Raw genomic sequence first — 25112 nt, 5'->3', positions numbered from 1 at the left:
TAGGCACGCTCCGCGGCGGTGGCCGTCCCGCCCGCCGTCGAGGTGTGAATGCCGATGCGCCGTGAGGTCAGCTTAGGCGGATGTTTGGGCGGCGGCTGTTTGAGGATGTCCGTCTGCTCTTGGGCCATGGAGCGGGGCATGGGGGTCGCAAGTCTCGAGTCGCAGGTCGCAAGCAAGGCTCACCCCGCGACCGGACGAGCGTAGCAGGTCTGCCTTGCGACTTGCGACCCACGACTTGCGACTGGAAATTGGCTGAGGCACGTATCTCGGCTAAACTAGAGGGTTAACCGGAGCCTCCAGCCATGTTGGTCGTCATGCAGGCGCACGCCACCGAGGAGCAGGTGCGTGCGGTCTGCCAACGGATCGAACGCGCAGGTCTGAAACCGCACCCCATCCCCGGGGCGCAGCGCACCGCCATCGGCATCACCGGCAACCAGGGCCTGGTCGAGATCGGGCTGGAGGAGATGCCCGGTGTCCAGGAAGTCATCCGGGTCAGCAAGCCCTACAAGCTGGTCAGCCGCGACGTCAAAGAGGACAACACCGTCATCCAGTTCGCCAACGGCGGCTCGGTCGGAGGCAAGGAGCTGATGATCGTCGCCGGCCCCTGCTCGGTAGAAAGCCGCGAGCAGACCTTCGCGGTGGCCGAGCGCGTCGCGCGAGCCGGGGCGCGCTTCTTCCGCGGCGGCGCCTACAAGCCCCGCACCTCGCCCTACGCTTTCCAGGGAATGGGCGAAGAAGGCCTGCGCATCCTGGCCGACGTCCGCCGCCAGTACAACCTGATGATCGTGACCGAGGCCATCGACTATGAAACGCTCGACCTGGTCGAGGAGTACGCCGACGTCATCCAGATCGGCGCCCGCAACATGCAGAATTTCTCGCTGCTCAAGCGCGCTGGCCGCGCCCGCAAGCCGGTGCTGCTCAAACGTGGCATGTCGGCGACCCTCGAAGAACTGCTGATGGCGGCCGAGTACGTCCTCAGCGAGGGCAACTACCAAGTGATCCTGTGCGAGCGCGGGGTACGCACCTTCGCCGACCACACCCGCAACACTCTTGACCTGAGCATCGTGCCCGCGGTGCAGCGGCTCAGTCACCTGCCCATCCTGGTGGACCCGAGCCATGGCACCGGCAAGCGCGACAAAGTGGAGCAGCTCTCGCGCGCCGCGGTCGCGGTCGGTTGCGACGGACTGATCGTCGAGGTGCACGGCGATCCCGACCGGGCGCTCTCCGACGGGCCGCAATCGCTCTATCCCGACCAGTTCGACGATCTCATGCGTAAGATCCGGCAGATCGCTCCCATTGTGGAGCGTGAGATCGCACCGGCCGCTACCCAACCTGCCGCCACTCGCTGATTTGCACCCTGTCGGGCTATCCGCTAACGTGTCTCTCGGCGCGTGAAAGCTACATCCACCACGGAGACACGGGAGCACGCAGGATTCTCGAAGAGAATCTTCGCGCCTGCTGCCGCTTGCCTCCTGCTTTCTGCCGCCTGCTTCCTGCTTTCTGCCGCCTGCCTCCTGGGTTGTTCCAGCCAGCCCATTCCGCCCGGCTACCGCGAGTACGCCTACGTTACCAACGGCAAGAGCAATTCGGTCAGTGTCATCGACCTGCTCACGCTCAAGGTGATCAAGACCCTTGCCGTCGGCCGCGGGCCCACCGGCATCAGCCCCAATCCCAAGAAGAACGAGATTTACGCGGTGAACAGCGGCTCGGACAACGTGAGCATCATCGACGCCGAGCGCAATGCGGTGGTCGCCACCATCGGCGTGCACGGGAAGCCGTACTTCATCGATGTTTCGCAGGACGGCCGCCGGGGTTACGTTGCCAATTCCGGCTCGGCGAACGTCTCCATCCTCGACCTGGAGAAGCGGCGGGTGCTGGCCACGGTGGGAGTCGGCGCCGCGCCCGGTGTGGCGCGCATCTCGCCCGACGGCAAGGTGGTGGTGGTCTCCAACCGGGGCGGTGATTCCGTGTCGCTGCTCGATGCTGACCAGCACAAAGTTCTTGCGACGGTGCCCATCTGTCGCCAGCCGGAAGATGTGGCCATTCTGCCCGACTCCTCGAAAGCCTTCGTCGCCTGCACCGGCTCCGGACAGGTGGCGGCCGTGGACCTGCGCTCGCAGAAGCTGCTGGCCCTGCTCGACGTGGGCAAGACGCCGGTCCACCTGGCGCTCAAGCCTGATGGCGGCGAGATATTCGTCAGCAACTTCGACGCCCACTCGGTGTCGGTCATCGAGACCGGCGCCAACGAGGTCGGGGGCACCTACCTGATCGGCAGCAACCCCGCGCGCGGGACGGTCAGCGCCGATAACACGCTGCTCTACGTCAGCAACTTCGGCTCCGACACCGTCTCGGTGTTCGCCATCGACAACAGCAAACTGCTGATGGCGATCCCCGTCGGCAACCGGCCGGACGCGATTGCGCTCTCGCCGCGCGAGAATTACGTCCTGGTGGTGGACACGCAGAGCGCCGACGTAGCCGTCATCCAGAAGCGCAAACCCCGCGGCAAGGACACCACTCCCTACGTCATGTTCCTGCTGATCCCGGTCGGACTGCAGCCCAACCAGATCGCGGTGAAAGCCTTCATCAGCCAGACCCCCGCGAGCGCGCCATGACCCACTTCAACATCGCGACCTGCCGCCGCTGCGGCGCCGAATTCTCGCCCCCCATAGTGGGCGCGGCCAGCGACCTGTGCCCGCAATGCCGCGAGATGCCGGCGGATGCGCCCGAACCACCCTCCGCACCCCTACGCCTTACTACCTCCCAACTGATCGGGCTGTTCCCCGCCACCTCCGCCCTCATCGCACTGAACCTCCTGATGTTCGTCGTGATGGTGGCGCGCGGTGTTTCGCCCGCCACGCCGACCACCGCTCAACTCCTGCGCTGGGGCGCTGACTCCGGGCCCGTGACCCTGAGCGGTCAGCCCTGGCGCCTGCTGGTCTCCTGTTTCATCCACGCCGGCTTCCTCCACCTGCTGTTCAACATGTGGTGCCTGTGGTCGCTGGGCATGTTCGTGGAGCGCTATCTGGGACGCGGGACTTACATCCTGGCCTACCTGCTGGCGGGGATCGGGGGCGCGGTCGCCAGCTTGTGGTGGCATCCGCTAGTCGTGGGCGTGGGAGCTTCGGGCGCGATCTTCGGCCTCGCCGGGATCATGGTCACCCTGCTTCGCTCCGGACAGCTCGCCTTGCCCGCGGAATACCTGAGGCGGCACTCCAAGAGCATCGTCGCGTTCATCGGTTACAACCTGTTCTTCGGGTTCATCAATCCGCACATCGACAACTCGGCGCACCTGGGCGGGCTGGCCACCGGATTATTGCTGGGCGCGCTGCTCCCTGTCGCCGCCTCGGCGGAGGGCCACAACCGCCGGGTGCTCGCCTTTGGGGTGTGCGCTGTCCTGTTATTCGGGAGTTTCACCTATGCGCGCTCGGCGAACGCCGGGCCGCTGGCCCTGGCTGCCGGAGAGCAAGCCCTGGAAGCCAAGCAGTGGGACAAGGCCGCCGCGTCTTTCGAGGCGGCCATCCGCTTCGATCCGAAGCAGGCCCATGCCTACTTAGGCTTAGGTTATGCCTACCTGATGCAGGAGAAGTATGCGGAGGCCGTGCCGGTGCTAAGAACCGGGACCGAACTTGCTCCCAACCTGGCCGGCGGCTTCACCAATCTCGGCTACGCGCTGGTGAAATCAGGTCGCCCCAAGGAGGCAGAGACGCCACTGTTGCGCGCCATCCAGATCGATCCCAAGGATGCCGACGCGTGGGAGAATCTGGCCCTGGCGTATGCCCTGGAGGGCAAGGTCGCGGCGGCCCGGACCGCAGCGGCGACTGCGCTCCGCTTCAATCCGAACATGAAAGAAGCGCGGGAGATCTTCGAAGCCGGCCAGGAGTCGTCGAAAAAAGCCGGTCCGCCGAGCCGGCGAAAGTAGAGACGTAGCTACCTACGTCTCTGCCTGGGTTGCGGGTAGTTCTCAATTCCGCGAAGTGTTGGCGCAGTACTTGTCGAAGGCGCTGGTCAGGTCGCCGGCGATGTCCTCGGCCTCGCGATGCTCGATGTCGTGCCGCTCCAGCATGAACACCAGCTTGCCGTCGCGCAGCAGGGCGATGGAAGGGGAAGAGGGCTGATAGCCGGCGAAGTAGGAGCGCGCCTGCTCGGTCGCATCGCGGTCCTGTCCGGCGAAGACGGTGACCATCTTCTCCGGCCGGATGGGATGCTCCAGCGCCAGGCGCACGGCCGGCCGCATCCGCCCGGCGGCGCAGCCGCAGATGGAGTTCACCACCACCAGCACCGTGCCCACCGGCCTGGCCAGGACCGCATCCACCTCTGCCGCCGTCCGCAGTTCCTGGATCCCCAGCCGGGTCAGCTCTTCGCGCATGGGCACCACCATCAGTTCTGGATACATTCCGGTCGTCGTCTCCTCGAAGGGATTGGGCATCAATATATCAGAGCGTCGCAGCACGACCATCGTCAACAATCGCGCGTTCCTGGAGTAAGCTGGCCGCGTGGATATCCGGGAGAATGTGCCGCTGGCCCCGATGACCACCTTCCGGATCGGGGGACCGGCGCGCTGGTTCGTGGAGGCGGCCACGGAGGCCGACGTCCGCGCCGCCGTCCAGCACGCCGCGGAGCACAAGCTGCCGCTCTTCGTCCTGGGTGGCGGCAGCAATCTGCTGGTCTCCGACGATGGTTTCCCCGGGCTGGTCCTGAGGATCGCGCTGCGCGGCATTGAGGAGCGCGAATCCGCCGGTAAGCGCATCTCCGAGGCCGCGGCCGGCGAAGACTGGGACGCCTTCGTCGCCCTCGCCGTCTCCCGTGGCTGCGCCGGCATCGAATGCCTGAGCGGCATCCCCGGCACCGTGGGCGGCACGCCGGTCCAGAACGTCGGCGCCTACGGGCAGGAGGTCGCCGACACCATCTCCAGCGTCCGTGTGCTCGACACCACCAGCGGCGAGATCACGGACCTTGCCAACTCCGATGCCGGCTTCACCTACCGTTCCAGCATCTTCAACTCGGCGCAGCGTGGCCGCTACATCGTCCTGCGGGTCGCTTATGCGCTGGCTCCGGGCGCGCCACCCAGGGTCGAGTATGCCGACCTGAAGCAATACTTCGAAGGAAAGCCGCAGCCGACCTTGGCCGAGACCCGGGAAGCGGTCCGCCAGATACGGCTCTCCAAGGCCATGCTCCTGGTGCCCGGCGACGAGGACAGCCGCAGCGCCGGCTCTTTTTTCAAGAACCCCATCATCAGCACCACCGAATACGCGCGCATCGCCGGCATCGTGGCCTCCCGCGGCCTCAAGCCGCCCAGTTATCCGGCGCCCGACGGACGGGTGAAGTTGGCCGCCGCCTGGCTGGTCGAGCAGTCCGGCTTCACCAAGGGATACGTCCGCGGCGCCGCCGGCATCTCGCGGCGGCACGCGCTGGCCATCGTCAACCGTGGCGGCGCCTCCGCCGCCGACATCCTGGCGCTGAAAGACGAGATCCAGCAGCGCGTCTTCGATTCCTTTGGCCTCCAGCTTCAGCCCGAGCCGGTGTTCTTGGGGTTCTGATCGCCTCTGACTTATGGCCAGGCTGACGCAGCAAAACCGGTGCACCTGCTGCTAGAATTGAAATGTAAAGTTCCGTAAACGACCGTCCATTTGCCGCTTTGCGGGTTTAATCTTCTTGGGAGGCTTCCCCCGGGCCTCCCGCGCAGGTGCGGAACACAACGGACTCATAAAGTGAAGCTCTTAAGAAACAAGTGGTTCATCATCGCTCTCCTGGTGGTCGCCGTGGGCCTGTTCGCGGCCTTCGCCCTTTCCCGCAAAGAGAAACCGCAATACTTCACCTCCAAGGTGGAACGCGGCGACGTCCGCGACGTGGTGGAAGCGACCGGCACCATCAACGCCGTCATCACCGTCCAGGTCGGCTCGCAGGTCTCGGGCACCATTCAGACCCTGTTCGCAGACTTCAATTCCCGGGTCAAGAAGGGCCAGGTGATCGCCAGGATCGACCCTTCGCTCTTCGAGGGTGCGCTGCTCCAGGCCAAGGCCGACCTGGAAAACGCGCGCGCCAACCTCGCCTCCGCCAAGGCGAACCTGGAAAAAGCGCGGGCCACAGCGGTCCAGGCCAAGGCGGACTACGAGCGCACTGCAGGCTTGGCGAAAGAAGGCGTGATGAGCCAGCAGCAACTCGATCTGGCCAAGGCGACCTATGACAGCGCCGACGCCCAGGTCTCGGCCTCCGCGGCCCAGGTGACCCAGGCCGCCGCCCAGGTGCAGCAGAAGTCTGCCGCCGTCAATGTCGCCCAGACCAATCTCAACTACACCACCATCCACTCGCCCATCGATGGCACCGTCGTCGCCCGCAACGTGGACGTCGGACAGACCGTCGCCGCTTCGCTCCAGGCGCCGACCCTGTTCACCATCGCCCAGGACCTCACCAAGATGCAGGTGTACGTCAGCACCGACGAGAGCGATGTCGGCAACATCCGCGCCGGCCAGAACGCCACCTTCAAGGTGGACGCCTTCCCCCGCGACACCTTCCATGGGCACGTCTCCCAGATCCGCCTGAACGCGACCACGGTGCAGAACGTGGTGACTTACACCACGGTCGTGGATTTCGATAACCCCGACCTGAAGCTCTTCCCCGGCATGACCGCTTACGTGACCCTTCCGGTGGCCACCGCCTCCAACGTGCTCAAGGTGGCCAACGGCGCACTGCGCTACAAGCCCGACTTGAAACCGGAAGAGGTTCGTGCCCTGTATCAGCGCTACGGGATCGACGCTCCCGGTGGCTCCGGCGGCGGCAACCAGGCACGGAGCGGCGGAGGTCCGCAGGCGCGAGCTGGCGGCGGTGCATCTCGCCCGCCGGGACAACAAAGCGGCAACCCCGCCGAGCGCCCCACCCGCGAGCCCAGGCAGGACGTCAACATCGTCTGGAAGCTCTTGCCTGACGGCAGCCTGCAACCGGTGAAGCTGAAGACTGGCATCACCGACCACACCTACACCGAGCTGACGCAGGTGCTGCAGGGCGACGCGCTGAAGGACGGCGACGAGCTGGTGACCGGCACCAAGACCGTGCGTGCCACCAGCAGCCCCATCGGAGGCCCGCAGCGCCGCTAGCGCACCGGCGTAAGCCATTGAGCAGACGTGTCGATCACTGATTCATTCCCGATGACCGAAACCCCCGCAGCGGCCGCCCGCGACATCATCCGCGTGGAAGATGTGCACAAGTACTACGAACTGGGCGAGACCCGGGTGCATGCCCTGCGCGGCGTCAGCGTCTCCATCGCCCGTGGCGAGTTCGTGGCCGTCATGGGCGCCAGCGGCAGCGGCAAGTCCACCTTCATGAACCTGATGGGTTGCCTTGACAAGCCCAGCAGCGGCCGCTACTTCCTCGAGGGAACCGACGTCTCCGGCCTCGACAAGCGTGAACTCGCTGTCATCCGCAATCAGAAGATCGGCTTCGTCTTCCAGGGATTCAACCTCCTGGCCCGCACCACCGCGCTGGAGAACACGGAGCTACCCACCATCTACGCCCGCCTCGACAAAGCGGAGCGCGCGCGCCGCGCCCTGGAGGCCCTGGAGATGGTCGGACTCGGCGACCGCACCGCCCACTTCCCTTCCCAGATGTCCGGGGGACAGCAACAGCGCGTCGCCATCGCCCGCGCCCTGGTGAACCGGCCTTCCATCGTGCTGGCCGACGAGCCCACCGGCAACCTCGACAGCCGCACCTCGGTCGAGATCATGGACATCTTTCAGCGGCTGAACGACGAGCGCGGCATCACCATCATCCTGGTCACCCACGAGCACGACATCTCCCAGTTCGCCCGCCGCGTGCTCATCTTCCGCGACGGCAAGATCCGCAAGGACGAACCGGTGGTTACGCGGCCCAGGGCGGCGGACGTGCTCAAGACCATGCCCACTCTCGAGGACTGAGATGGATCTGCTCGCCACATTGCGCATCGCGCTTCGCGCCCTGGCGCGCAACAAGATGCGCTCCGTCCTCACCATGCTGGGCATCATCATCGGGGTGTCGGCCGTGATCGCGGTGGTGGGCATCGGGCAGGGTGGCGCGCAGAAAGCCCAGGAACAGCTCAATGCCATGGGTTCCAATCTCCTGTTCGTCGGCAGCGGGACAGTGACCCGCGGCGGCATCCACATGGGCATGGGCAACACCAAGACCCTGGTCTACGCCGACGTACCGGCCATCATGAAGGAATGTCCGGCGGTGAAGCTGGCGGCGCCCGGCGTCGGCACCGGCGCGCAAGTGGTCTTCGGCAACGACAACTGGGGCACCCAGATCTCCGGCAGCACCCCGGAATTCTTCGAGATCCGCAACTGGACCTTCGCCCAGGGTGCTCCTTTCAGCAACGAAGATGTCGAGATGGCCGCCAACGTCGCCGTCATCGGGGACACGGTGCGCAAGAACCTGTTCGGCGCCACCAACGCCGTCGGCCAGACCATCCGCATCAAGAACATGCCGTTCAAGGTCGTCGGCACGCTCGAGCCCAAGGGCATCTCCGCCGCCATGGGCAACGACCAGGACGACGTCGTTGTCATCCCCTACACCACCCACCAGAAGAAACTGACGGGCGACACCTGGCTGCGCTTCATCATGGTTTCCGCGGTCTCCAAGGAGGGCAGCTACACCGCCCAGCAGCAGATCACCGCTCTGTTGCGCGACCGGCACCGCATCCGGCCCGACCAGGACGACGACTTCTTCGTCCGCAATCTCGCCGACCTGGCCGAGTTGCGCGATCAGCAGAACCGCGTCATGACCCTGCTGCTGTTCTCCATCGCCTGTGTCTCGCTGCTGGTCGGCGGCATCGGCATCATGAACATCATGCTCGTCTCCGTGACCGAGCGCACCCGCGAGATCGGCATCCGCATGGCCATCGGCGCCACCGATGCCGACGTCCAGAAGCAGTTCCTGCTGGAATCGGTGATGCTCAGCCTGATCGGCGGCGGCGCCGGCATCGTCATCGGCATCGTCTCCATCGAGGTCATCGTCGGCGTCTTCGGCTGGCCGGTCCTGATCTCGCCGTTCGCTATCGCGGTCGCGGTCGTGTTCTCCATGGCCGTCGGCATCTTCTTCGGTTTCTATCCCGCCCGCAAGGCGGCGACTCTCGACCCCATCGAGGCCTTGCGGTATGAATGAGACTGCCTTCAGGGCGTCTTTCCTGTTTGCCTGCAACTTTTCCCCCTCTGGGCTATCTCATTGAGTGGACCTGATAGACAATGGATGGAGCTGGTGGGGGCCCATGCTGATCAAGAAGCCTTCCGATATACCTTCGTCTGAGATCACGCCCAAGAGCACTTATCTGGACCGCCGCCGGTTCATGACCGGCCTGGGAGTAGCGGGCGCCGCCCTGCTTGCCGGGCCCAGGCTGCTGGAGCTGGCGGAGCCCGTGCCGGTCCTCGCCGCTACCAAGCTGCCGGGGCTCAAGACCACCATCCGCACCGACGAGAAGCAGACCCCCTACAAGGACATCACCAGCTACAACAATTTCTACGAATACGGCGTCAACAAGGACGACCCGGCGCGCGAAGCCTGGCGCCTGAAACCCTCTCCGTGGACGGTCTCCGTCGAAGGCTACGTGAAGAAGCCGCGCAAGTACGCGGTCGAGGACATCATGAAGATGGCGTCTCTCGAGGAGCGGATCTACCGCCACCGTTGCGTCGAGGGCTGGTCCATGGTGATCCCCTGGGTCGGCTACTCGCTCTCCGAGTTCATCAAGCAGGTGGAGCCGGCATCCAAGGCCAAGTACGTCGAGTTCGTCACCCTGAACGATCCCGGCCAGATGCCGGGCGTGCGCTCGGCGGTGCTCGACTGGCCGTACGTCGAAGGCCTGCGCATGGACGAGGCCATGCACCCGCTCGCCCTGCTCTGCTTCGGCCTCTACGGCGAGACTCTGCCCAACCAGAACGGCGCCCCCATCCGCGTCGTGCTGCCCTGGAAGTACGGCTTCAAGAGCTGCAAGTCCATCGTCAAGATCCGTTTCGTGGACTACGAGCCCCGGACCGCTTGGAACAAGGCCGCGCCCCACGAGTACGGTTTCTATTCCAATGTGAATCCCAACGTGGACCATCCCCGCTGGAGCCAGAAGACCGAGCGCCGCATCGACGGCAGCGGCTTCTTCGCCTCTATCAAGAAGCGTGATACCCAGATGTTCAACGGCTACAGCGAGGTCGCCGGACTGTACAGCGGCATGGACCTGAGGAAGTATTATTAGCGAGTGTCATCCCGAACCGCTTCAGCGGTGAGGGACCTGCTTCTCATAAACATGCGACGCATCACCATTCTGAAGACCGTGCTCTTTCTCGCCTCTCTGGGCCCGCTCGTTCGTTTGCTCTGGAGAGGCGTACACGGCACTCTGGGCGCCAATCCCATCGAGTTCATCACTCGCTCCACCGGCGAGTGGATCCTGGTCTTCCTGATGGCGACGCTCGCCATCACCCCGCTGCGCAAGCTCACCGGCGTCTCCGAGTTGGTCCGCTTCCGCCGCATGCTCGGCCTGTTCGCCTTCTTCTACGGCTGCCTGCATCTGACCACCTACGTCTGGCTCGACCAGAACTTCAACTTCGCCGGCATGGTCCCCGACGTCTACAAGCGCCCCTTCATCACCGCCGGCTTCACTGGGTTCGTGCTCATGCTGCCCCTGGCGCTCACCTCGACCCGCGGCTGGATCGCCCGCCTCGGCGGCAAGCGCTGGCAGGCCCTGCATCGCCTGATCTACCTCAGCGCGCTCGCCGGCGTCATCCACTTCGTCTGGCTGGTCAAGCGGGTCACCATCCGTCCCCAGACCTACGCCGCCATCTTCGCCATGCTGATGCTCTCGCGCCTGCTGCTCTGGCTCGTGCCGCTTTTGAGGGCCCGCGTGGCGGGGCCGCCCTCTACCGCAAGCGCCACCGCCGACTGAATCTCATTCCATGACTTGTCATCCTGAGGGAGTCCGTTTCAACGGATGACCGAAGGACCTTACGGATGCTCGCACTGCAAACGCCGCCCCGCGGAGGGACGGCAGTCCCGACACCGATTAGAATATGTTTCATCGTCACTACTTCCATCGACGACCCCATCCGCCTCGACGCCATCGCCGAATGCGCGCGCGGCCCGGCCGTTCCCTTGAGCACAGCGGAACTCGCCTTCGCCGTCCGGCACGGGCTCGCCCCTCAGCTCTATCGCAATGCCCCCGGCCTTCGGCCTGCCTTGGAAGAGCGTTTCCAGCAGAACCTGAGACGCTCGCTGGTCCTGACGTCCGAGCTCCTCCGGTTGCTTGACGCGCTTCCGCCGGCGCTCGCTTTCAAAGGTCCGGCCTTGGCCCAACGCCTCTACGGAGACTTCGCCGGCCGCGAATACTGCGATCTCGATCTCGTATTCCGTCCAGCCGACGTACTGCCGGCCATCCTGGCGCTGCGCAGGATCGGTTACAGCGGGCTCGGGCTGGATCCATGGCAATTGCGCTCCCACCTGCGGAACGGCTGCGAATATCCGATGTCGGACGACCGCGTCCACGTGGAGCTTCATTGGCAATTCGCGCCACGCCAGTTCGGCGCGCTCTTCGACATCGACAAATTGTTCGCCCGCTCCTGCAACATCCGCATTAGCGAGCGCGATGTGCCGGCCTTGTCGCCGGAGGACGACTTCCTGATGCTGGTCGTCCACGGCACCAAGCATGCCTGGGCGCGTCTTGCCTGGGTGGCAGACCTGGCCGCGCTCCTGCGCCGGTCGCAGCTCGACTGGGATTACATCCGCTCCGAAGCCCGGCGCATGCGCATGATGCGCATGGTGCGCGTTGCTCTGGTCCTCTCAGGATGGATGGGCGCGCCACTGCCCGACGCCATGCGCCACGAGATCGCCCACGATCCCCAGGCCTTGACCGTTGCCGGGCACATGAAGGATTACATCGCGCAGTTGAACCAACCCGGCCTGGAAGACCGCGCCGAGCACCGGCTTGTCGCCGCCACCCTCGATTCCGCTGCCGATCGCCTGGCCTATGCCGCGCGCTACGCCATCACCCCGACTATCGCCGATTGGAGTTTCTTGCGCCTGCCGCGTGGACTTCGCTGGCTCTACCCCGCCGTCCGCTTGCTTCGCCTCGCCACGCAGAAGACCTGAATCTCCGGCTGTCAGTCCGGGAACGCCTGCGCCACCGTCATCCCCACCTCCGCCAGCTCGCTCCTGCTGATCGCCAGCAGCCGCAGCGGCGCCGCCCTCTTCTTGATGTCGCGGCAGGAAAGGACGCGCGCCGAGAACTCCCGCAGCCGGGCGAACGGACGAAAGTGTTTGTTCAGCGTGCAGATCAAAACGCCGCTCTTGCCCATCAGCGGCGTTAGGTCGTCGAGATAGAACTCCACCGACCAGTGGAATCCGATGCTGAAAAAGCTGTAGATCAGGTCGTACGGCCCCGGCAGCCGGTCCAGGGGCGATTCTGCGGCGTCGAAGATCCGATGATTCGTGACCTGGTTGTAATCCAGGAAATGCTTCAGCATGGGCAGGCTGCCGCAGAACGACGATACATCCGGCCATTTTGGCGGACGCGCGTAATGCTTCTGCTTGTACTTCGTCTCGGTGCCGTTGCCGTCGTACAGATGGACTTCCGCGCGCTCGTCCCAGATTCCCTTCTTCTGAAAATACACCACCGACCGCCCCAGTCCCGGCCCGATCTCCAGCACCCGCCGCGGCTTCGGCATGGCGTTGAAGAGCGGCGCCAGGCCCGCATATTCGCGCTCTGACATTGCGTTGGCTGTGACCTGCAGGAGCTGACGAGAACGCTCGTCGGCGCGGATCGGCAGGTGTGTCGCGATAGGTCGTACCGCGGCGGCCACTTCCGATGTGAAGGGAGGCGCGAGAAAGAGCTGCTCTGCCCGCTCGACGTCCTGCTCGAGGATCTTCTCGCCGCGCAGCCGATTCAGCGACGTCTTGAACAGGGACCGCAGCATCCGCGCCAGTATAGCAACCGCCGGTGACCTCGTCTGACACGCACGATGCGGTGCGAAGACGATCAGCTTGAGATGGAAACTGGTTGCTTGACGGGACGCCACAGCAACAGGAGCAGAATTCCCGTTATGTAGAACAGAACGGCGAACCAACGAGCAGACCCCAACACCGCTCTGACGACCACCCCATATAAGACAACAGCTTCGGCGCACGTAAACCCAACGAGCTGAGCCGCCGACCATTTCCTGCCGGCGCTGGATTCATCCCCGCCGTTGCTTGTAGCCTCAACATTCGCAATCATCCTGCGGCGAACTGAGTAACCTCCATATCCGGCCCAAATTGCAAGTCCTGCGATGACCCAGTGCCACAGGCCAATGTGACGGTCTGGCTTCCCAATAGATTCAGCAATCCAGATAAGGAACGGCACAGCTACGAGGTGGACCAACCAAACTGTACGGAGTTGTCGAAATGAAAGAGGCTGTCGGTTCAAAATGCCTTGTCCTCGTGAGTCCTAGCCCTTCCCCGCCGCCGCCAGCTGTTCCGTCTTCACGTTGCGCAAGAACTCCGCCGCCGCCTCCGGCAGCACCGTGTTGATGAACATCCCCGACCCCAACTCGAATCCGGCCACCCGCGTCAGCCGCGGGATCACGCTCAGGTACCAGTGGTAGTACTTCACGCCCGAGTTCTCGTGCGGCGCGGTGCGGATGGTGTAGTTGAAGTCCGGGTTCTCCAGCCCGACGTACAGCTTGGCCAGCACGGTGCGCAGCACGTGCGCCAGGTCCTCGATCTCGCTGGGGTCGATGGCCCCGAAGCTGGCCATGTGCCGCCGCGGGTAGATGTAGGTGGCGAACGGCGTCGCCGACGCGAACGGCTCCCCTACCACGAAGTGATCGGTCGCCATCACGATGCGCGTCTTCTCCGCGAGTTCTTCCGCCAGGGACGAGCAGAACATGCACTCCCCGAACTCGTCGTAGTGGCGCAACGCCTCGTACAGCCGGTAGCGCACCTGCGAGGAGATCACCGGGGTGGCGATCAACTGCGAGTGCGGGTGCTCCAGGCTGGTACCGGCGCCGGCGCCATGGTTCTTGAAGATGGTGACGTTCTCGACTCGCGGGTCCGCGCTGCATTCATCGAATCGCGTCTTGTAGCAGCGGATGATGTCGGCAACCTGTTCGTCGGTCAGCAGCGCGGTGGTGGCCGCGTGGTCCGGGGTCTCCACGATCACGTCGTGGATACCGACCCCATTCATCGTCCGCTTCGACCGATTCACGTTGAACGTAGGCTGCCCTTCCCGCGACAGTGCCGCGAACTTGTTCGGCACCACCCGGCATCGCCACGACCCATTGCCGTCGGGCACGTGCATCACCTCCGGCGGCGCCAGCTTCTCGTTCCCCGGGCAGAACGGGCACTTCTCCGAATAGTGCGGCAGCGGCTTGATGTCGCGCTTGACGCACAATTCCTCCGGCCGTTTCGCGCGTTCCGTGGCCATGATGACCCATTCTTTGGTGAAGCGGTTCTGGCGTAGCTCGGGCATGGCTTCCTCCCTGCTTGTCGCGGGTGCCCCACCCAAGCCCGGTTTTGGCTTGAGTGGGAGAAGGCGCAGCATACCAAATCCACCCCCGGGCGGCGTGTGATTCCACGCTCCCCCGCCTGTGACGCCGGCCACACCGCCCTCCCGCCGGTGCCCGGCGTGAGACGCTTCCTTCCCCGTTGTAGAATCAATCTTTCATTCCCATGTCCGAGAAACTTGCAGTCGGCATCCTGGGCGCGACCGGCATTGTCGGCCAGCGGCTCATCCAGTTGCTCGAACATCATCCCTGGTTCGAGGTGACGTGGCTGGCTGCCTCTGAGCGCTCCTCCGGCCGGACGTACGGCCAGGTCGCCCGCTGGCGTCTCAAGACGCCCATGCCCGACCCCGTCGCCCGCCTGACGGTTTCGCCCGCCGAGCCTGAGGGAGCCCCGCGCATCATCTTCGCCTCGCTCGACGCCGCCATCGCCCGCGAGCTCGAGCCCCGTTTCGCGCAGGCCGGTTGCGCCGTCATCTCCAACTCCAGCGCCCTGCGCATGCAGCCCGACGTGCCCCTCATCATCCCCGAGATCAATCCCGACCACCTCCGCCTCATCGAATGCCAGTCGTGGCGCAGGGCTTCACGCGGCTTCGCCGTCACTAACTCCAACTGCTCGGCCATGGGATTGGCGTTGGCGCTGGCCCCCATCCACAAGCGCTTCGGGCTCGACCAGGTGTTCGTCGTGACCATGCAGGCGGTGAGCGGCGCGGGCTACCCGGGCGTCGCTTCGCTCGACATCCTGGGCAACGTCATCCCCTTCATCGCCAAGGAAGAGGAGAAGATGGAGGAGGAGACGCCCAAGATGCTGGGCTCCATCAACGGCGCCGCCTCCGTTCCCGCCGACTTCAAGATGAGCGCGCAGTGCAATCGCGTCGCCGTCGAGGACGGCCACACCGAATCGGTCTCGGTGAAGCTCCGGAAACCGGCCACCGCCGGCCAGCTCATCGCCGCCTGGCGCGACTTCCGCGGCCTGCCCCAGGAGAAGCGCCTGCCCAGCGCCCCCGAGCAGCCCATCGTGTACGACGACGCCCCTGACCGCCCCCAGCCCCGCCTCGACGCCGACCGCGGCGCCGGCATGGCCGTCAGTGTCGGACGCCTCCGTCCCTGCCCGGTTCTCGACTGGAAATTCACGGTGCTCTCGCATAACACCATCCGTGGCGCCGCCGGCGCGGCCCTGCTCAATGCGGAGCTCCTCAAGGTTCAGGGCTACTTCGAATGATCGTGATGAAATTCGGCGGCACGTCGGTGCAGGACGCTGCCGCCATCGCCCGCGCTGCCGACATCGTGCGCTCGCGCCTCGACCGGCGCCCCGCGGTGGTGGTCAGCGCCCTGGCCAGGGTGACGGACGCGCTGCTCGCCATGGGCCGCGCCGCCGGCGCCGGCGACCGCGACCACGCCCTCAGTCTCTCCCGCGAGCTGCGCGAGCGCCATTACACCGTCGCCGGCGAGGTCCTCGGCACCGGCGTCTTCACCCAGTTCCACTCCGAGCTCGAGGCCCACTTCGATGCGCTCGACGAGCTGCTGCGCGGCATCGCCGCCGTCGGCGAGCTCACTGACCGCACCGCCGACAACATCGCCTCCTTCGGCGAGCGCATCTCCAGCCAGATCGTTGCCGCCGCCTTCTCGCTGCGCGGGATCGATGCCGTCCACGTGGACGCCACCAGGGTCATCGTCACCGACAACCGCTTTGGCCGCGCCGTCCCCGATTTCGAGGAGACCAACGACCGCCTCGCCCGCCAGGTCAAGCCGCTGATCGAGAAGAAGAAGATCCCGGTGATGGGCGGATTCATCGGCGCCACTCCGCAAGGCATCATCACCACCATCGGCCGCGGCGGCTCCGATTTCTCCGCCGCCATCGTCGGCGCCGGCCTTGGCTCCAGCCTCATCGAGATCTGGACCGACGTGGACGGCATGATGACCACCGACCCCAACCTCTGCCCCGGGGCGCGCCGCATCAAGGTCATCAGTTTCGACGAAGCCGCCGAGCTCGCCTACTTCGGCGCCAAGGTCCTGCACCCGGCCACGCTGCTCCCTGCGATGCAGAAGGACATCCCGGTGCAGGTGTTGAACTCACGCAATCCCGCTAATGAAGGAACGCGCATCACCGCCCGGGCGCACCACTGCCGCAACATCTTCAAGGCCATCGCCGCCAAGAAGCGCATCACCATCGTGGACGTGGTCGCTACCCGCATGCTCGGCGCCCACGGCTTCCTGAAAGCCATCTTCGACGTCTTCGACAAGCACCGCTGCGCCGTGGACGTGGTCTCCACCTCCGAGGTCAGCGTCTCGTTGACCGTGGATTCCAACGAGGCCATCCCCGCCATTGCCGCCGACCTCGACCAGCTGGCCTACGTCAAGTACGAGGGGCGCAAGGCCATCGTCTGCCTGGTGGGGGAGAACATCCGCGGTACCTCCGGCATCGCCGCCAAAGTTTTCTCCGCGATTTCCGATATCAACGTGCGTATGATTTCCCAGGGCGCATCGGAGATCAACATCACCTTTGTGATCGAAGAGGACGACGTCCCCGACGCCGTCCGCCGCCTCCACGAGATGTTCTTCTCGGATCTCGACCCGGAGGTGTTCGAGTGAAGATCTGGGTCCTGGGCAAGGGCAAGACCGGCGGCATGGTCGCCGCCATCGCGCGCGAGCGCGGCCACGATGTCCGCGTCCTCGACTCCAAAGACAACCCCCGCGCCTCCGCCCTCACCAAGGACGCCCTCAAGGGCGTGGACATGGTCATCGACTTTACCAACCCCGACGCGGTGCTGGCCAACATCGAGGCCTGCTGCCGCGCCGGCGCCGACATGGTGGTCGGCACCACCGGCTGGCACGCCGAGATGCCGCGCGTCCGCCAGCTGGTCGAGCAAAGCTACACCGCGTTTCTCTTCGCTTCCAACTTCTCGGTGGGCGTGAATGTCTTCTACGACGTCGCCCGCGCCGCCGCCGCCGGCCTCCAGCACGGCTACTCCGCCCGCATCGTCGAGCGCCATCACGCCCAGAAAAAAGACGCCCCCTCCGGCACCGCCATCAAGATCAAGAAGATCCTCCAGGCGGTCGGTGGCGACGAGGTCGAGATCACCTCCCTGCGCGAAGGCGACGTGGTCGGGACCCACGTCATCCTGCTCGACGGCCTCTCCGACACCATGATGCTCATCCACGACGCCAAGGACCGCCGCGGCTTCGCCGAGGGCGCCGTCCTCGGCGCCGAGTGGCTTAAGGGCAAGGAAGGCCTCTTCGACTTCAAGGACGTCTGGCAGAACGTCCCCGCCAAGAAGCGCTGAGCGCCGCCTGCCTGCTCGGCTGTCACGGTCCAGGAAGCATCACGCAGCGGCGGACCCAAGCGCTCCCAGAGGCGAAAGAAGAGCCCACGCCGCAAATAAGTAAGAGCACCGATGCAGGCTCTGCAGTGACGCGGAAACGGCCACAATCGCGGCTCGACGCGGATCAAGTGGCTGGCCACCCCACATCCGGTGGCGCGACGATTTGAAGCACCCGGTAGGTGCGGGAGGCCGGCTGGTCTGGCTGGGTAACCCTTAGGCGCCGTCCTCGGCGCCGAGTGGCTCAAATGACTCGCAGCACGCGAGCGCCAGACTTAAGTAATAGCCGCACGCGATTCACTCTTGAACAATCCCTGTCCTCCCCATAATAATGGAGCATCTAAGTGAACGAACGGATCGGAAAGGCGGGCTCGTCTCTCCCTGCCGAAACAGGTCGTAGGGTGGCGGAGACTTGGGGGGCGCAATTGAAACCTTGGAATCTGCGAAATAGTCGGCTCGACAGGCCGGCCGGGAACGCGACCGGGGCCACCAGTCAGCGCAACCGGCGCGCGCGCTCGGCGGGAGTGGCCGTAGCCGCAGCCATCTTTCTTACTCTTCTGCCCCTGGGCGGAGTCGGCGGCGCAACCATGAGTCATGTGCCCCTGCATGGGAGCACCGATTGGAGCCACCGGCACATGGTCTATTCCGCGCCGGCCGGCGATTTCCAGGCCTTGCAGCTGTTGCAGCTGCCGCGCTACCGGCAGCAGGCCTTACTGCGCCGGGCCGCGGCCCTGCGACCGGCGGCCGACACGCCTCAACACTTTGCCATGCTGCCGGGTCCCAGCCGCAACCCGCGGCGCCTGCCCTCGTTGCGACGCGACTGGGCGATGTCGATGGGCGCGAGCGGCACCAGCGGCGTAGGCATGTTTCCCGCCAAGTTCAGCTTTGACATCAATGCCGCTCCCAGTTGCGCGAACGACTACGTGGTCTACACCTCCAGCCTGACCGGGGGCCAGGCGGCAACACAAGCGTCCCGCACCGGGACCTTTACCGGCCAGCCCATCAACAACCAAACGGTCACCATCGCCGGTACGTTGATCCTGACGGCGAGTAATTCGCTGAACACTGGAACGAACTTCCTGATCGGGGCCAACACCACCGCCACGGCCGCGAACCTGGCAGCCGCCATTGTCCGCAACGGTGCCGGGGTGGGCGTCACGGGGAGCTCGTCCACCAATGTCGTCACCGTCACCGCCATCACGGCGGGGGCCAAGGGCAACAACATCACCCTGAGCGAGAGCCTGAGCAATTTCACCTGGGCGGGCGGCGCCTTCGGCAGTTCCCTGGCCGGCGGCTTGGACGCGACCGGAAGCATCATCGCCTTCAACCAGCTCTACTCCACCCAGGGCAGCGTGGGGGGCCTGTGCAACCAGAATGGCCCTTCGATCCTCTTCTTCTACAATACCAATCCCGCCGGCGACAACACCGGCACCACCCTGACCTCGCCCGTGCTTTCCCTGGACGGCAGCATGGTGGCGTACGTGGAATCGCGCACCAACGCCAATGGCGGCTCCATCCTGCACATCCTGAAGTGGAAGGCCGGCCAGGGCAGCGCCGCCACCGCGGTCGCCCCCGACCAGATCGTCGGTTCCTGGAGCTCCTGCACCGCGGGCAACTCCTGCATCGTCAATCTCACCTTCAACGGCGCCCAGCCGGATACGATCTCCTCCCCCTTCTACGATTACAGCCACGACGTGCTGTACGTCGGCGACAACAATGGCCGGCTGCACAAGTTCACCCAGGTCTTCGGCGGCACCCCGGCCGAGGTGACCACCGGGTGGCCGATCACGGTCAACGCCGGCGCCATCCTCACCGGGCCGGTTTTCGACCAGGTTTCGGGGAACATTTTCATCGGCGACAGCACCGGCCGGGCCAGCTACGTCCGCGAGGTCGGCAGCAGCGTCGGCACCTGCGCCGCCGGCAGTCCCCCCTGTCTGGGTGGGACCAATCTGGCCCGCGGCGGAAGGATGGTGGACCCGCCCGTGGTCGATGGCTCCACCGGAAGGGTGCTCTGGTTCAACGGTTTCAGCGATGGCACCGCCACCAGCACGACCACCGGACAGCTGCTCCAGACCAACACGGCCTTGGGCGGCACGGTGGCCATCTCCTTCACCGGCAACGGCCCCATCGTCTACGACATGCACAGCGGGGCCTTCGACAACACCTATCTGAGCAGTGCGCCGGGCTCCATCGCCGGCTTTTTCTACCTGTGCGCCCGCGAGCCCGGCCACGTCGATCATCAGGCCTTGTTCCGGGTAGGCTTCAACAGCACCGGAGTGATGAACAGCACCACCAATGCCGGCCCACTCGAGCTCATCACCAGCACCTCCGCCGGGGGCGCGTGCTCCCCCATCACCGAGATCAAGAACGGAGCCACCGACCGCATCTTCCTCAGTATCGGTGGCAGCGGCGCGCGGACCGGTTGCGCGACTGCCTGTGTCTACTCCTTCGATATCACCAGCGCCTTTCCCGCCAACGCCGCGGCCGCCTTCGTCGTACCTCCCCCGCCAGGGCAGAACAGCGGGGCCACCAGCGGCTTCGTCGTGGATAACGTGAGCGGCTCCAGCCAGGCATCCAGCATCTATTTCACCAACATCGCAAACTCCGTGGGCGCCACCTCGTGCAATACGGTCGGCGGCGTGGGCTGCAGCGTGAAGCTGACCCAAGCAGGGCTGAATTAGTGGAGTTCGGGAGATTCCCGCTCCCAGGCAAGGCCGCCCCGCGGGGCGGCTTTGCCGTTACCAGCATGCTCTGATTCAACTGCCGGCGGCGAAGCCTAATGGCACCAGGATTGTTACCGGGACTCTTGAAGGTCCTTGGGTCGCAATCGCGACCCGGGGCCAGGTGGCCGTGCAATAATAGAATCCGCTGCCCGTGCGAAAGTGGCGGAATTGGCAGACGCACCAGACTTAGGATCTGGCGGGGAAACCCATGGGGGTTCGAGTCCCCCCTTTCGCACCAACTCAAGAATCCGAAATCCGCAATCTGAAATCTTCAATCGGACATCTGTCTTCGCCGTCTCTCCTGTGTCCTTCGTGTTATCGCTGTGTCCTCTGTGGTGAGGTTTTTCTTACCCTTTCCATCGGTTACACTCTTCTCCGAAGGTAAAGCCATCATGAGCATGCCCCCGCAGCCCAGCATCACCCTCAAGAACACCGCCGACTACCGCGAGAGCTACGCCAACAGCGTCCAGATCCGGGTCAGCGTCTGGGATTTCTTCCTCGTCTTCGGCACCTTGCAGCAGCAGTCGCCCTCGGCCGTCGAGATCACCAATTTCCAGGGCATCTATCTCAGCCCGCAGCAGGCCAAGGCCCTGCTCACCATCCTGCAGCAGAACGTCGTCAATTACGAGAAGACCTTCGGCGAGATCAAGCTCGACCCCCGCCTGGCCCAGACCGGCGTGGTGAACTAGAGGCGTTTTGCCGGCGTGAGCGAGCCCTGGCGAGCGGCAGCCGGCAGCCGATATCCTGAGGAGCGAAGCGACGAAGGATCTCTACAGACAGAACTGCAAGAAGGATTGCGGCTTTAGCCTCTGAGGGATGTGCATAAGCTAGAAACTAGAAACGAGAAACTAGAAACCTTCTTGCGCTCGCGCCCCCATCACCACGTTTTCCTCTTCGCCCTCATCTTCTCCACCATCTTCCTGGCCCACGCCCCTCTCCTCCGCCTTCCCTATTACTGGGACGAAGCCGGCTACTACATTCCCGCCGCCCACGACCTTCTGCAGACCGGCAGCCTCATCCCCCAGACCATCCCCAGCAACGCCCATCCGCCGCTGGTTATGGCCTGGCTGGCCCTCTGGTGGAAGCTCTCCGGCTTCACTCCCGCGGTCACTCGGACAGCCATGTTGCTGGTCGCCGCCCTGGGCCTCGCCGCCGTCTTCCGCATCGCCCGCCAGGCGATGAACACTCAGGTCGCGCTCGCAACCACCCTGTGCACCGCGCTATACCCGGTGTGGTTCGCCCAGAGTTCGATGGCCCACGTGGATGTGGCCGCTGCCGCCCTTGGTCTCTGGGGACTGGCTTTCTTCCTGGAGGACCGCCGCCCGCTCGGCATCGGCGCCTTCTCCCTCGCCGTGCTCGCCAAGGAGACGGCGGTCATTGTCCCGCTGGCCCTCGCGGCTTGGGAATTGAGCTGGTGGCTGCTCGACCACTCGTCTTCGCGCGAAACGCGAAACGTGAAACGGGAAACGTCGATCGCGCCTCCGCCACAATCACTAGGCAGGATCCTGTTGCTGCTGGTCCCCGCCGCCGTACTCGCTGCCTGGTTCGCCTATCACTACCACCGCACCGGATACGTCTTCGGCAACCCGGAATTCTTCCGCTACAACGTCACCCAGGCCGCCCATCCGCTGCGCATCCTGCTCGCCTGCCTGCGCCGCCTCTGGCAGGTCACCGGCTACATGAACCTGTTCGTGCTGACCATCGCCGCCGCCCTGGCCATGATGTTCCCGCCGCGGCCGGAGCGTAACGCGGCAGCGGGAACCCGCCCCAGGATCGCGCCCCACATCCAGGCGGCCATGCTCGTCGTCGTGCTCGCCCACGTCGTCTTCTTGTCATTCATCGGAGGCGCGGTGCTGGCCCGCTACATGCTCACCGCGGTCCCGTTGCTCGTAATCCTCTGTGTCTCCACCCTGCGCCGCCGGGTCCGCGGATGGCCGCTGGTGATCGCGGCCGCCTGCGCCGCCTTCGTCTTCGGCCTGTTCGTGAACCCGCCCCACCGCTTTGCCCTGGAGGACAACCTCGCCTACCGCGACTATGTCCTGCTGCACCGCTCGGCCGCCGACGTCCTGAGCTCGCACTACTCCACCTCCCGCGTGCTCACCGCCTGGCCTGCCACCGACGAGTTGACTAGGCCCTACCTGGGATACGTGAAGGCCTCGCTTCCCGTCCTGCCCTTGGAGAACTTCTCCGCTCCGCAGATCTTCGCCGCCGCCCGCGACACCTCGACCTTCGATGTCGCCTACGTCTTCTCCACCAAGTACGAGGCCCCCGCCCAGGGCGCGATTCTGCGCTGGTGGGAGCGCCTGCAGGAGCCGGTTTTCGATTATCACCGCGATCTGCCGCCGGAGGTCGTCGCCCGGACATTCCGCGGGCGCATCGTGTGGCAACAGCAAAGGAAGGGTCAGTGGGCCGCCATCATCGTCCTGGAGCGCGCCGAAAATGCCAAAGGACTTGGCACACACCAAGCCCTTTTTCCTAGCTACTAGCTACCAGCTACCGACTACCAGCTTCTAGTACCGTCCGCGCCCGCCCCGGAAGCCGCCCCGGCCCCCGCCCCCGCCGCCGCGTTCTACCCGCGGCCGCGCTTCATTCACCGCGATGGCGCGCGAGCCCATCTGCGTCCCGTTCAGCGACTGGATGGCCTTGTCTGCCTCCGCATCGCTGGTCATTTCCACGAAGCCGAAGCCTCGGGGCTGGCCTGTGTCCCGGTCGCGGATCAAGGTCACTTTGTCAACGTGCCCGAACGCCTCGAACGCCTGCCGCAGCTGGTCCTCGTTGACTCCGTAGTCGAGGTTGCCCACATAAATGTTCTTCATGGGAGATCCCTTCCGAATGTGGCTTTCGCATTGCGTTCTTTTTCGACGAGTCAGGCAGGGCGAGATCGCTTCTCGCATGTCTATGCAGGTCTGGAATCGAAGCGCAAAGGCGGCATAACACTAGCAGTTTTGGCCCACCATAGCAAAGAACATCCGCTCCCATTTGCGGAATCGGGGCCCATTACAATGATGCCCATGCCCTCCTGGCTCACCCAGCTGCAGCGCGACATCGTCTCCTGCCAGCTCTGCCCGCGCCTGCGCGCCCATTGCGAGAAGATCGCCCGCGGGAAGCGCCGCGCCTACAAGGACTGGGAGTACTGGGGCAAGCCGGTGCCCGGCTTCGGCGACCCCGACGCCCGCGTCCTGGTCATCGGTCTGGCCCCGGGCGCCCATGGCTCCAACCGCACCGGGCGCCCCTTCACCGGCGACGGCTCCGGCAACTTTCTCTATGCCGTCCTGCACGATGCCGGCTTCGCCTCTCAACCCACCGCCACTCACAAGGACGACGGCCTGGAGTTGAAGGGCCTTTACATCACCTCGGTCGGGCGCTGTGCGCCTCCCGCCAACAAGCCGACGCCCCGCGAACTCGCCAACTGCGCCCCCTTCCTCGACCGTGAGCTCGCCGGCCTCAAACGGGTGAAGGTCGTGGTGGTATTGGGCAAGATCGCCTTCGACGGCTATCTCGCGGCGCTTCGCCGGGCCGGCATCTCCACCCACGGCAACGGTTATCGCTTCGCCCACGGCGCCCGCTGCCGGCTTCCCCACGGCGTCACCTTGCTCTGCGCCTACCATCCTTCTTTGCAGAACACCAATACCGGGAAGCTGACCCGCAGGATGCTGCTCGACGTGTTCCGCTCCGCCGCCCGCATCGCCGTCTCCCGCTGATTACAAATCTTTACTTTTCCGCACCGGTTCCTGGGTTTAAGGGAACAGGACTGGATATGTTCCACAGCATCACAGGCCGGGTCCCGGCGGTCATCGCTAACGCCATCCACCAGGCCGTCTATCGCGGCTCGACCTACGCCTGCCTGTCGCTGCTCGCCGCCTGCCTGGGCTCGCTCCTCGACCCGGGCACTGGCTCCCCATCGCTCAAGCAGTAGCCTCTCTTCATTTTGCAAATTACAAATTTGAAATTCCAAATGGTTTCATCTACAACCATGCCCATGCCCGGACAGGTCGAATCGTTCACCGCCAGCCGCCTCACCAGCGGGAACTTCCTCTTCCCCACCCGCATCGAAGTCGGCCCCGAACACGTGCTGCGCATCAAGCCGCGGCTCTTCGGCCAGACCGAGGAAAGCATCGCCATCGACAAGGTGGCCTCGGTGCAGATCTCCACCGGCATCTTCTGGTCCGACATCCGCATCGACTCCAGCGGCGGCACCAATCCCATCCTCAGCCACGGCCACCGCAAGGCCGACGCCATCCGCATCCGCCAGCTCATCGAGCTGTTCCAGAAGGGGCGGTAGGGTCAGTCGCCAGTCGTCAGTCGGCAGTCGGCAGCAAAGACCAGAGACTCACCACAAAGGACACAATGGAAGGCACGAAGGAAGGCGGACAGATCAAAGGCCCCCTACCCCCTCCCCTGGGATATGTCGAAGTAAAGGACTTAGGCCCGAAAATATGTCGGGTATGTCGCCGACACGGGAGTCGGGAGTCAGGATTTCAAAGAGCGCAGCGCGGGGCGGGCGCGAGGCCCGCTACATCCAGCGTAGCAAATCGAAGGATTGTGGACATGGCGGTGAAGAACGCGAAGTGAAGCGGAATCAGCGGCTTGCA

At 64.9% G+C, this 25112-nt stretch carries 23 protein-coding genes and 1 tRNA gene; 20 read left to right on the top strand and 4 right to left on the bottom strand.

Features of this window, described 5'->3' with window-relative positions; translation table 11 throughout:
* Positions 1–302: 302 nt before the first annotated feature.
* From aroF to VMS96_13795, 3 genes are read left to right on the top strand one after another with little or no spacing between them, the layout of a single operon-like run.
* Positions 303–1349, top strand: coding sequence for a 3-deoxy-7-phosphoheptulonate synthase (aroF, locus tag VMS96_13805; protein ID HVP44503.1), 1047 nt, complete (start codon positions 303–305; stop codon positions 1347–1349).
* Positions 1350–1391: 42 nt separating this feature from the next.
* Positions 1392–2612, top strand: coding sequence for a beta-propeller fold lactonase family protein (locus tag VMS96_13800; GenBank protein HVP44502.1), 1221 nt, complete (start codon positions 1392–1394; stop codon positions 2610–2612).
* Complete coding sequence (locus VMS96_13795) at positions 2609–3919, top strand: rhomboid family intramembrane serine protease (GenBank protein ID HVP44501.1); 1311 nt, start codon at positions 2609–2611, stop codon at positions 3917–3919. The genes VMS96_13800 and VMS96_13795 overlap by 4 nt, the downstream gene beginning before the upstream one ends.
* 42 nt (positions 3920–3961) lie before the next feature.
* Here VMS96_13795 and VMS96_13790 read toward each other — a convergent pair whose 3' ends face one another.
* Positions 3962–4426, bottom strand: a complete 465-nt coding sequence (locus VMS96_13790) for a BrxA/BrxB family bacilliredoxin (GenBank protein HVP44500.1) — start codon at positions 4424–4426, stop codon at positions 3962–3964.
* A 67-nt stretch (positions 4427–4493) separates the two neighbouring features.
* On the opposite strand from VMS96_13790, the gene VMS96_13785 reads away from it, so the two are divergent.
* The 7 genes from VMS96_13785 (at position 4494) to VMS96_13755 (ending at position 12090) form a co-directional block, all read left to right on the top strand.
* Complete coding sequence (locus VMS96_13785; GenBank protein ID HVP44499.1) at positions 4494–5537, top strand: UDP-N-acetylmuramate dehydrogenase; 1044 nt, start codon at positions 4494–4496, stop codon at positions 5535–5537.
* A gap of 171 nt (positions 5538–5708) precedes the next feature.
* The gene (locus tag VMS96_13780) at positions 5709–7091 is read left to right on the top strand and encodes an efflux RND transporter periplasmic adaptor subunit (protein HVP44498.1); all 1383 of its coding nucleotides are present in this window, start codon (positions 5709–5711) and stop codon (positions 7089–7091) included.
* Between the two features lie 51 nt (positions 7092–7142).
* A complete protein-coding gene (locus tag VMS96_13775; protein HVP44497.1) occupies positions 7143–7907 on the top strand; it encodes an ABC transporter ATP-binding protein in 765 nt (254 codons plus the stop codon).
* A gap of 1 nt (position 7908) precedes the next feature.
* Complete coding sequence (locus tag VMS96_13770; protein HVP44496.1) at positions 7909–9129, top strand: ABC transporter permease; 1221 nt, start codon at positions 7909–7911, stop codon at positions 9127–9129.
* A 103-nt stretch (positions 9130–9232) separates the two neighbouring features.
* Positions 9233–10204 (top strand): protein-methionine-sulfoxide reductase catalytic subunit MsrP, encoded by a 972-nt coding sequence (gene msrP, locus VMS96_13765; GenBank protein ID HVP44495.1) that lies wholly within the window; start codon positions 9233–9235, stop codon positions 10202–10204.
* Between the two features lie 51 nt (positions 10205–10255).
* On the top strand, positions 10256–10891 hold the full coding sequence (locus VMS96_13760; protein ID HVP44494.1) for a protein-methionine-sulfoxide reductase heme-binding subunit MsrQ: 636 nt from the start codon (positions 10256–10258) through the stop codon (positions 10889–10891).
* A gap of 65 nt (positions 10892–10956) precedes the next feature.
* Positions 10957–12090 carry a nucleotidyltransferase family protein gene (locus VMS96_13755; GenBank protein ID HVP44493.1) on the top strand — a complete coding sequence of 378 codons (1134 nt, stop codon included), beginning with the start codon at positions 10957–10959 and terminating at the stop codon, positions 12088–12090.
* An 11-nt stretch (positions 12091–12101) separates the two neighbouring features.
* Here VMS96_13755 and VMS96_13750 read toward each other — a convergent pair whose 3' ends face one another.
* Positions 12102–12914 carry a hypothetical protein gene (locus VMS96_13750; GenBank protein HVP44492.1) on the bottom strand — a complete coding sequence of 271 codons (813 nt, stop codon included), beginning with the start codon at positions 12912–12914 and terminating at the stop codon, positions 12102–12104.
* A 509-nt stretch (positions 12915–13423) separates the two neighbouring features.
* On the bottom strand, positions 13424–14446 hold the full coding sequence (gene galT, locus VMS96_13745) for a galactose-1-phosphate uridylyltransferase (protein HVP44491.1): 1023 nt from the start codon (positions 14444–14446) through the stop codon (positions 13424–13426).
* A gap of 200 nt (positions 14447–14646) precedes the next feature.
* On the opposite strand from galT, the gene asd reads away from it, so the two are divergent.
* The 7 genes from asd to VMS96_13710 all read left to right on the top strand — a co-directional run bounded on the left by asd (position 14647) and on the right by VMS96_13710 (position 23006).
* Positions 14647–15699, top strand: a complete 1053-nt coding sequence (gene asd / locus VMS96_13740; protein HVP44490.1) for an aspartate-semialdehyde dehydrogenase — start codon at positions 14647–14649, stop codon at positions 15697–15699.
* Entirely contained in the window at positions 15696–17069 is a 1374-nt protein-coding gene (gene lysC, locus VMS96_13735; protein HVP44489.1) for a lysine-sensitive aspartokinase 3, read from the top strand. Before asd ends, lysC begins: the two co-directional genes overlap by 4 nt.
* Positions 17066–17761: a 4-hydroxy-tetrahydrodipicolinate reductase gene (dapB, locus tag VMS96_13730; GenBank protein HVP44488.1), complete on the top strand. Its 696-nt coding sequence runs from the start codon at positions 17066–17068 to the stop codon at positions 17759–17761. The genes lysC and dapB overlap by 4 nt, the downstream gene beginning before the upstream one ends.
* A 623-nt stretch (positions 17762–18384) precedes the next feature.
* On the top strand, positions 18385–20478 hold the full coding sequence (locus VMS96_13725) for a hypothetical protein (GenBank protein ID HVP44487.1): 2094 nt from the start codon (positions 18385–18387) through the stop codon (positions 20476–20478).
* Between the two features lie 195 nt (positions 20479–20673).
* Positions 20674–20758, top strand: a tRNA-Leu gene (locus VMS96_13720).
* Between the two features lie 154 nt (positions 20759–20912).
* A complete protein-coding gene (locus VMS96_13715) occupies positions 20913–21209 on the top strand; it encodes a DUF3467 domain-containing protein (protein HVP44486.1) in 297 nt (98 codons plus the stop codon).
* Positions 21210–21380: 171 nt separating this feature from the next.
* Positions 21381–23006: a glycosyltransferase family 39 protein gene (locus tag VMS96_13710; protein HVP44485.1), complete on the top strand. Its 1626-nt coding sequence runs from the start codon at positions 21381–21383 to the stop codon at positions 23004–23006.
* A gap of 24 nt (positions 23007–23030) precedes the next feature.
* Here VMS96_13710 and VMS96_13705 read toward each other — a convergent pair whose 3' ends face one another.
* Entirely contained in the window at positions 23031–23336 is a 306-nt protein-coding gene (locus VMS96_13705) for an RNA-binding protein (GenBank protein ID HVP44484.1), read from the bottom strand.
* 195 nt (positions 23337–23531) lie between these two features.
* Here VMS96_13705 and VMS96_13700 point away from each other — a divergent pair, with 195 nt between their 5' ends.
* The 3 genes from VMS96_13700 to VMS96_13690 are packed head-to-tail and all read left to right on the top strand — an operon-like array spanning position 23532 to position 24802.
* Positions 23532–24221 carry a uracil-DNA glycosylase gene (locus tag VMS96_13700; protein ID HVP44483.1) on the top strand — a complete coding sequence of 230 codons (690 nt, stop codon included), beginning with the start codon at positions 23532–23534 and terminating at the stop codon, positions 24219–24221.
* Between the two features lie 56 nt (positions 24222–24277).
* Positions 24278–24436, top strand: coding sequence for a hypothetical protein (locus VMS96_13695; protein ID HVP44482.1), 159 nt, complete (start codon positions 24278–24280; stop codon positions 24434–24436).
* A 39-nt stretch (positions 24437–24475) separates the two neighbouring features.
* Positions 24476–24802 (top strand): hypothetical protein, encoded by a 327-nt coding sequence (locus tag VMS96_13690; GenBank protein ID HVP44481.1) that lies wholly within the window; start codon positions 24476–24478, stop codon positions 24800–24802.
* Positions 24803–25112: the final 310 nt, after the last annotated feature.

This window comes from Terriglobales bacterium, from assembly GCA_035543055.1.
Lineage (GTDB): Bacteria > Acidobacteriota > Terriglobia > Terriglobales > Acidobacteriaceae > JAIQFD01.
Note: the sequence above shows the minus strand (reverse complement) of the source record. Positions and strands in the feature narration are given on the sequence as shown.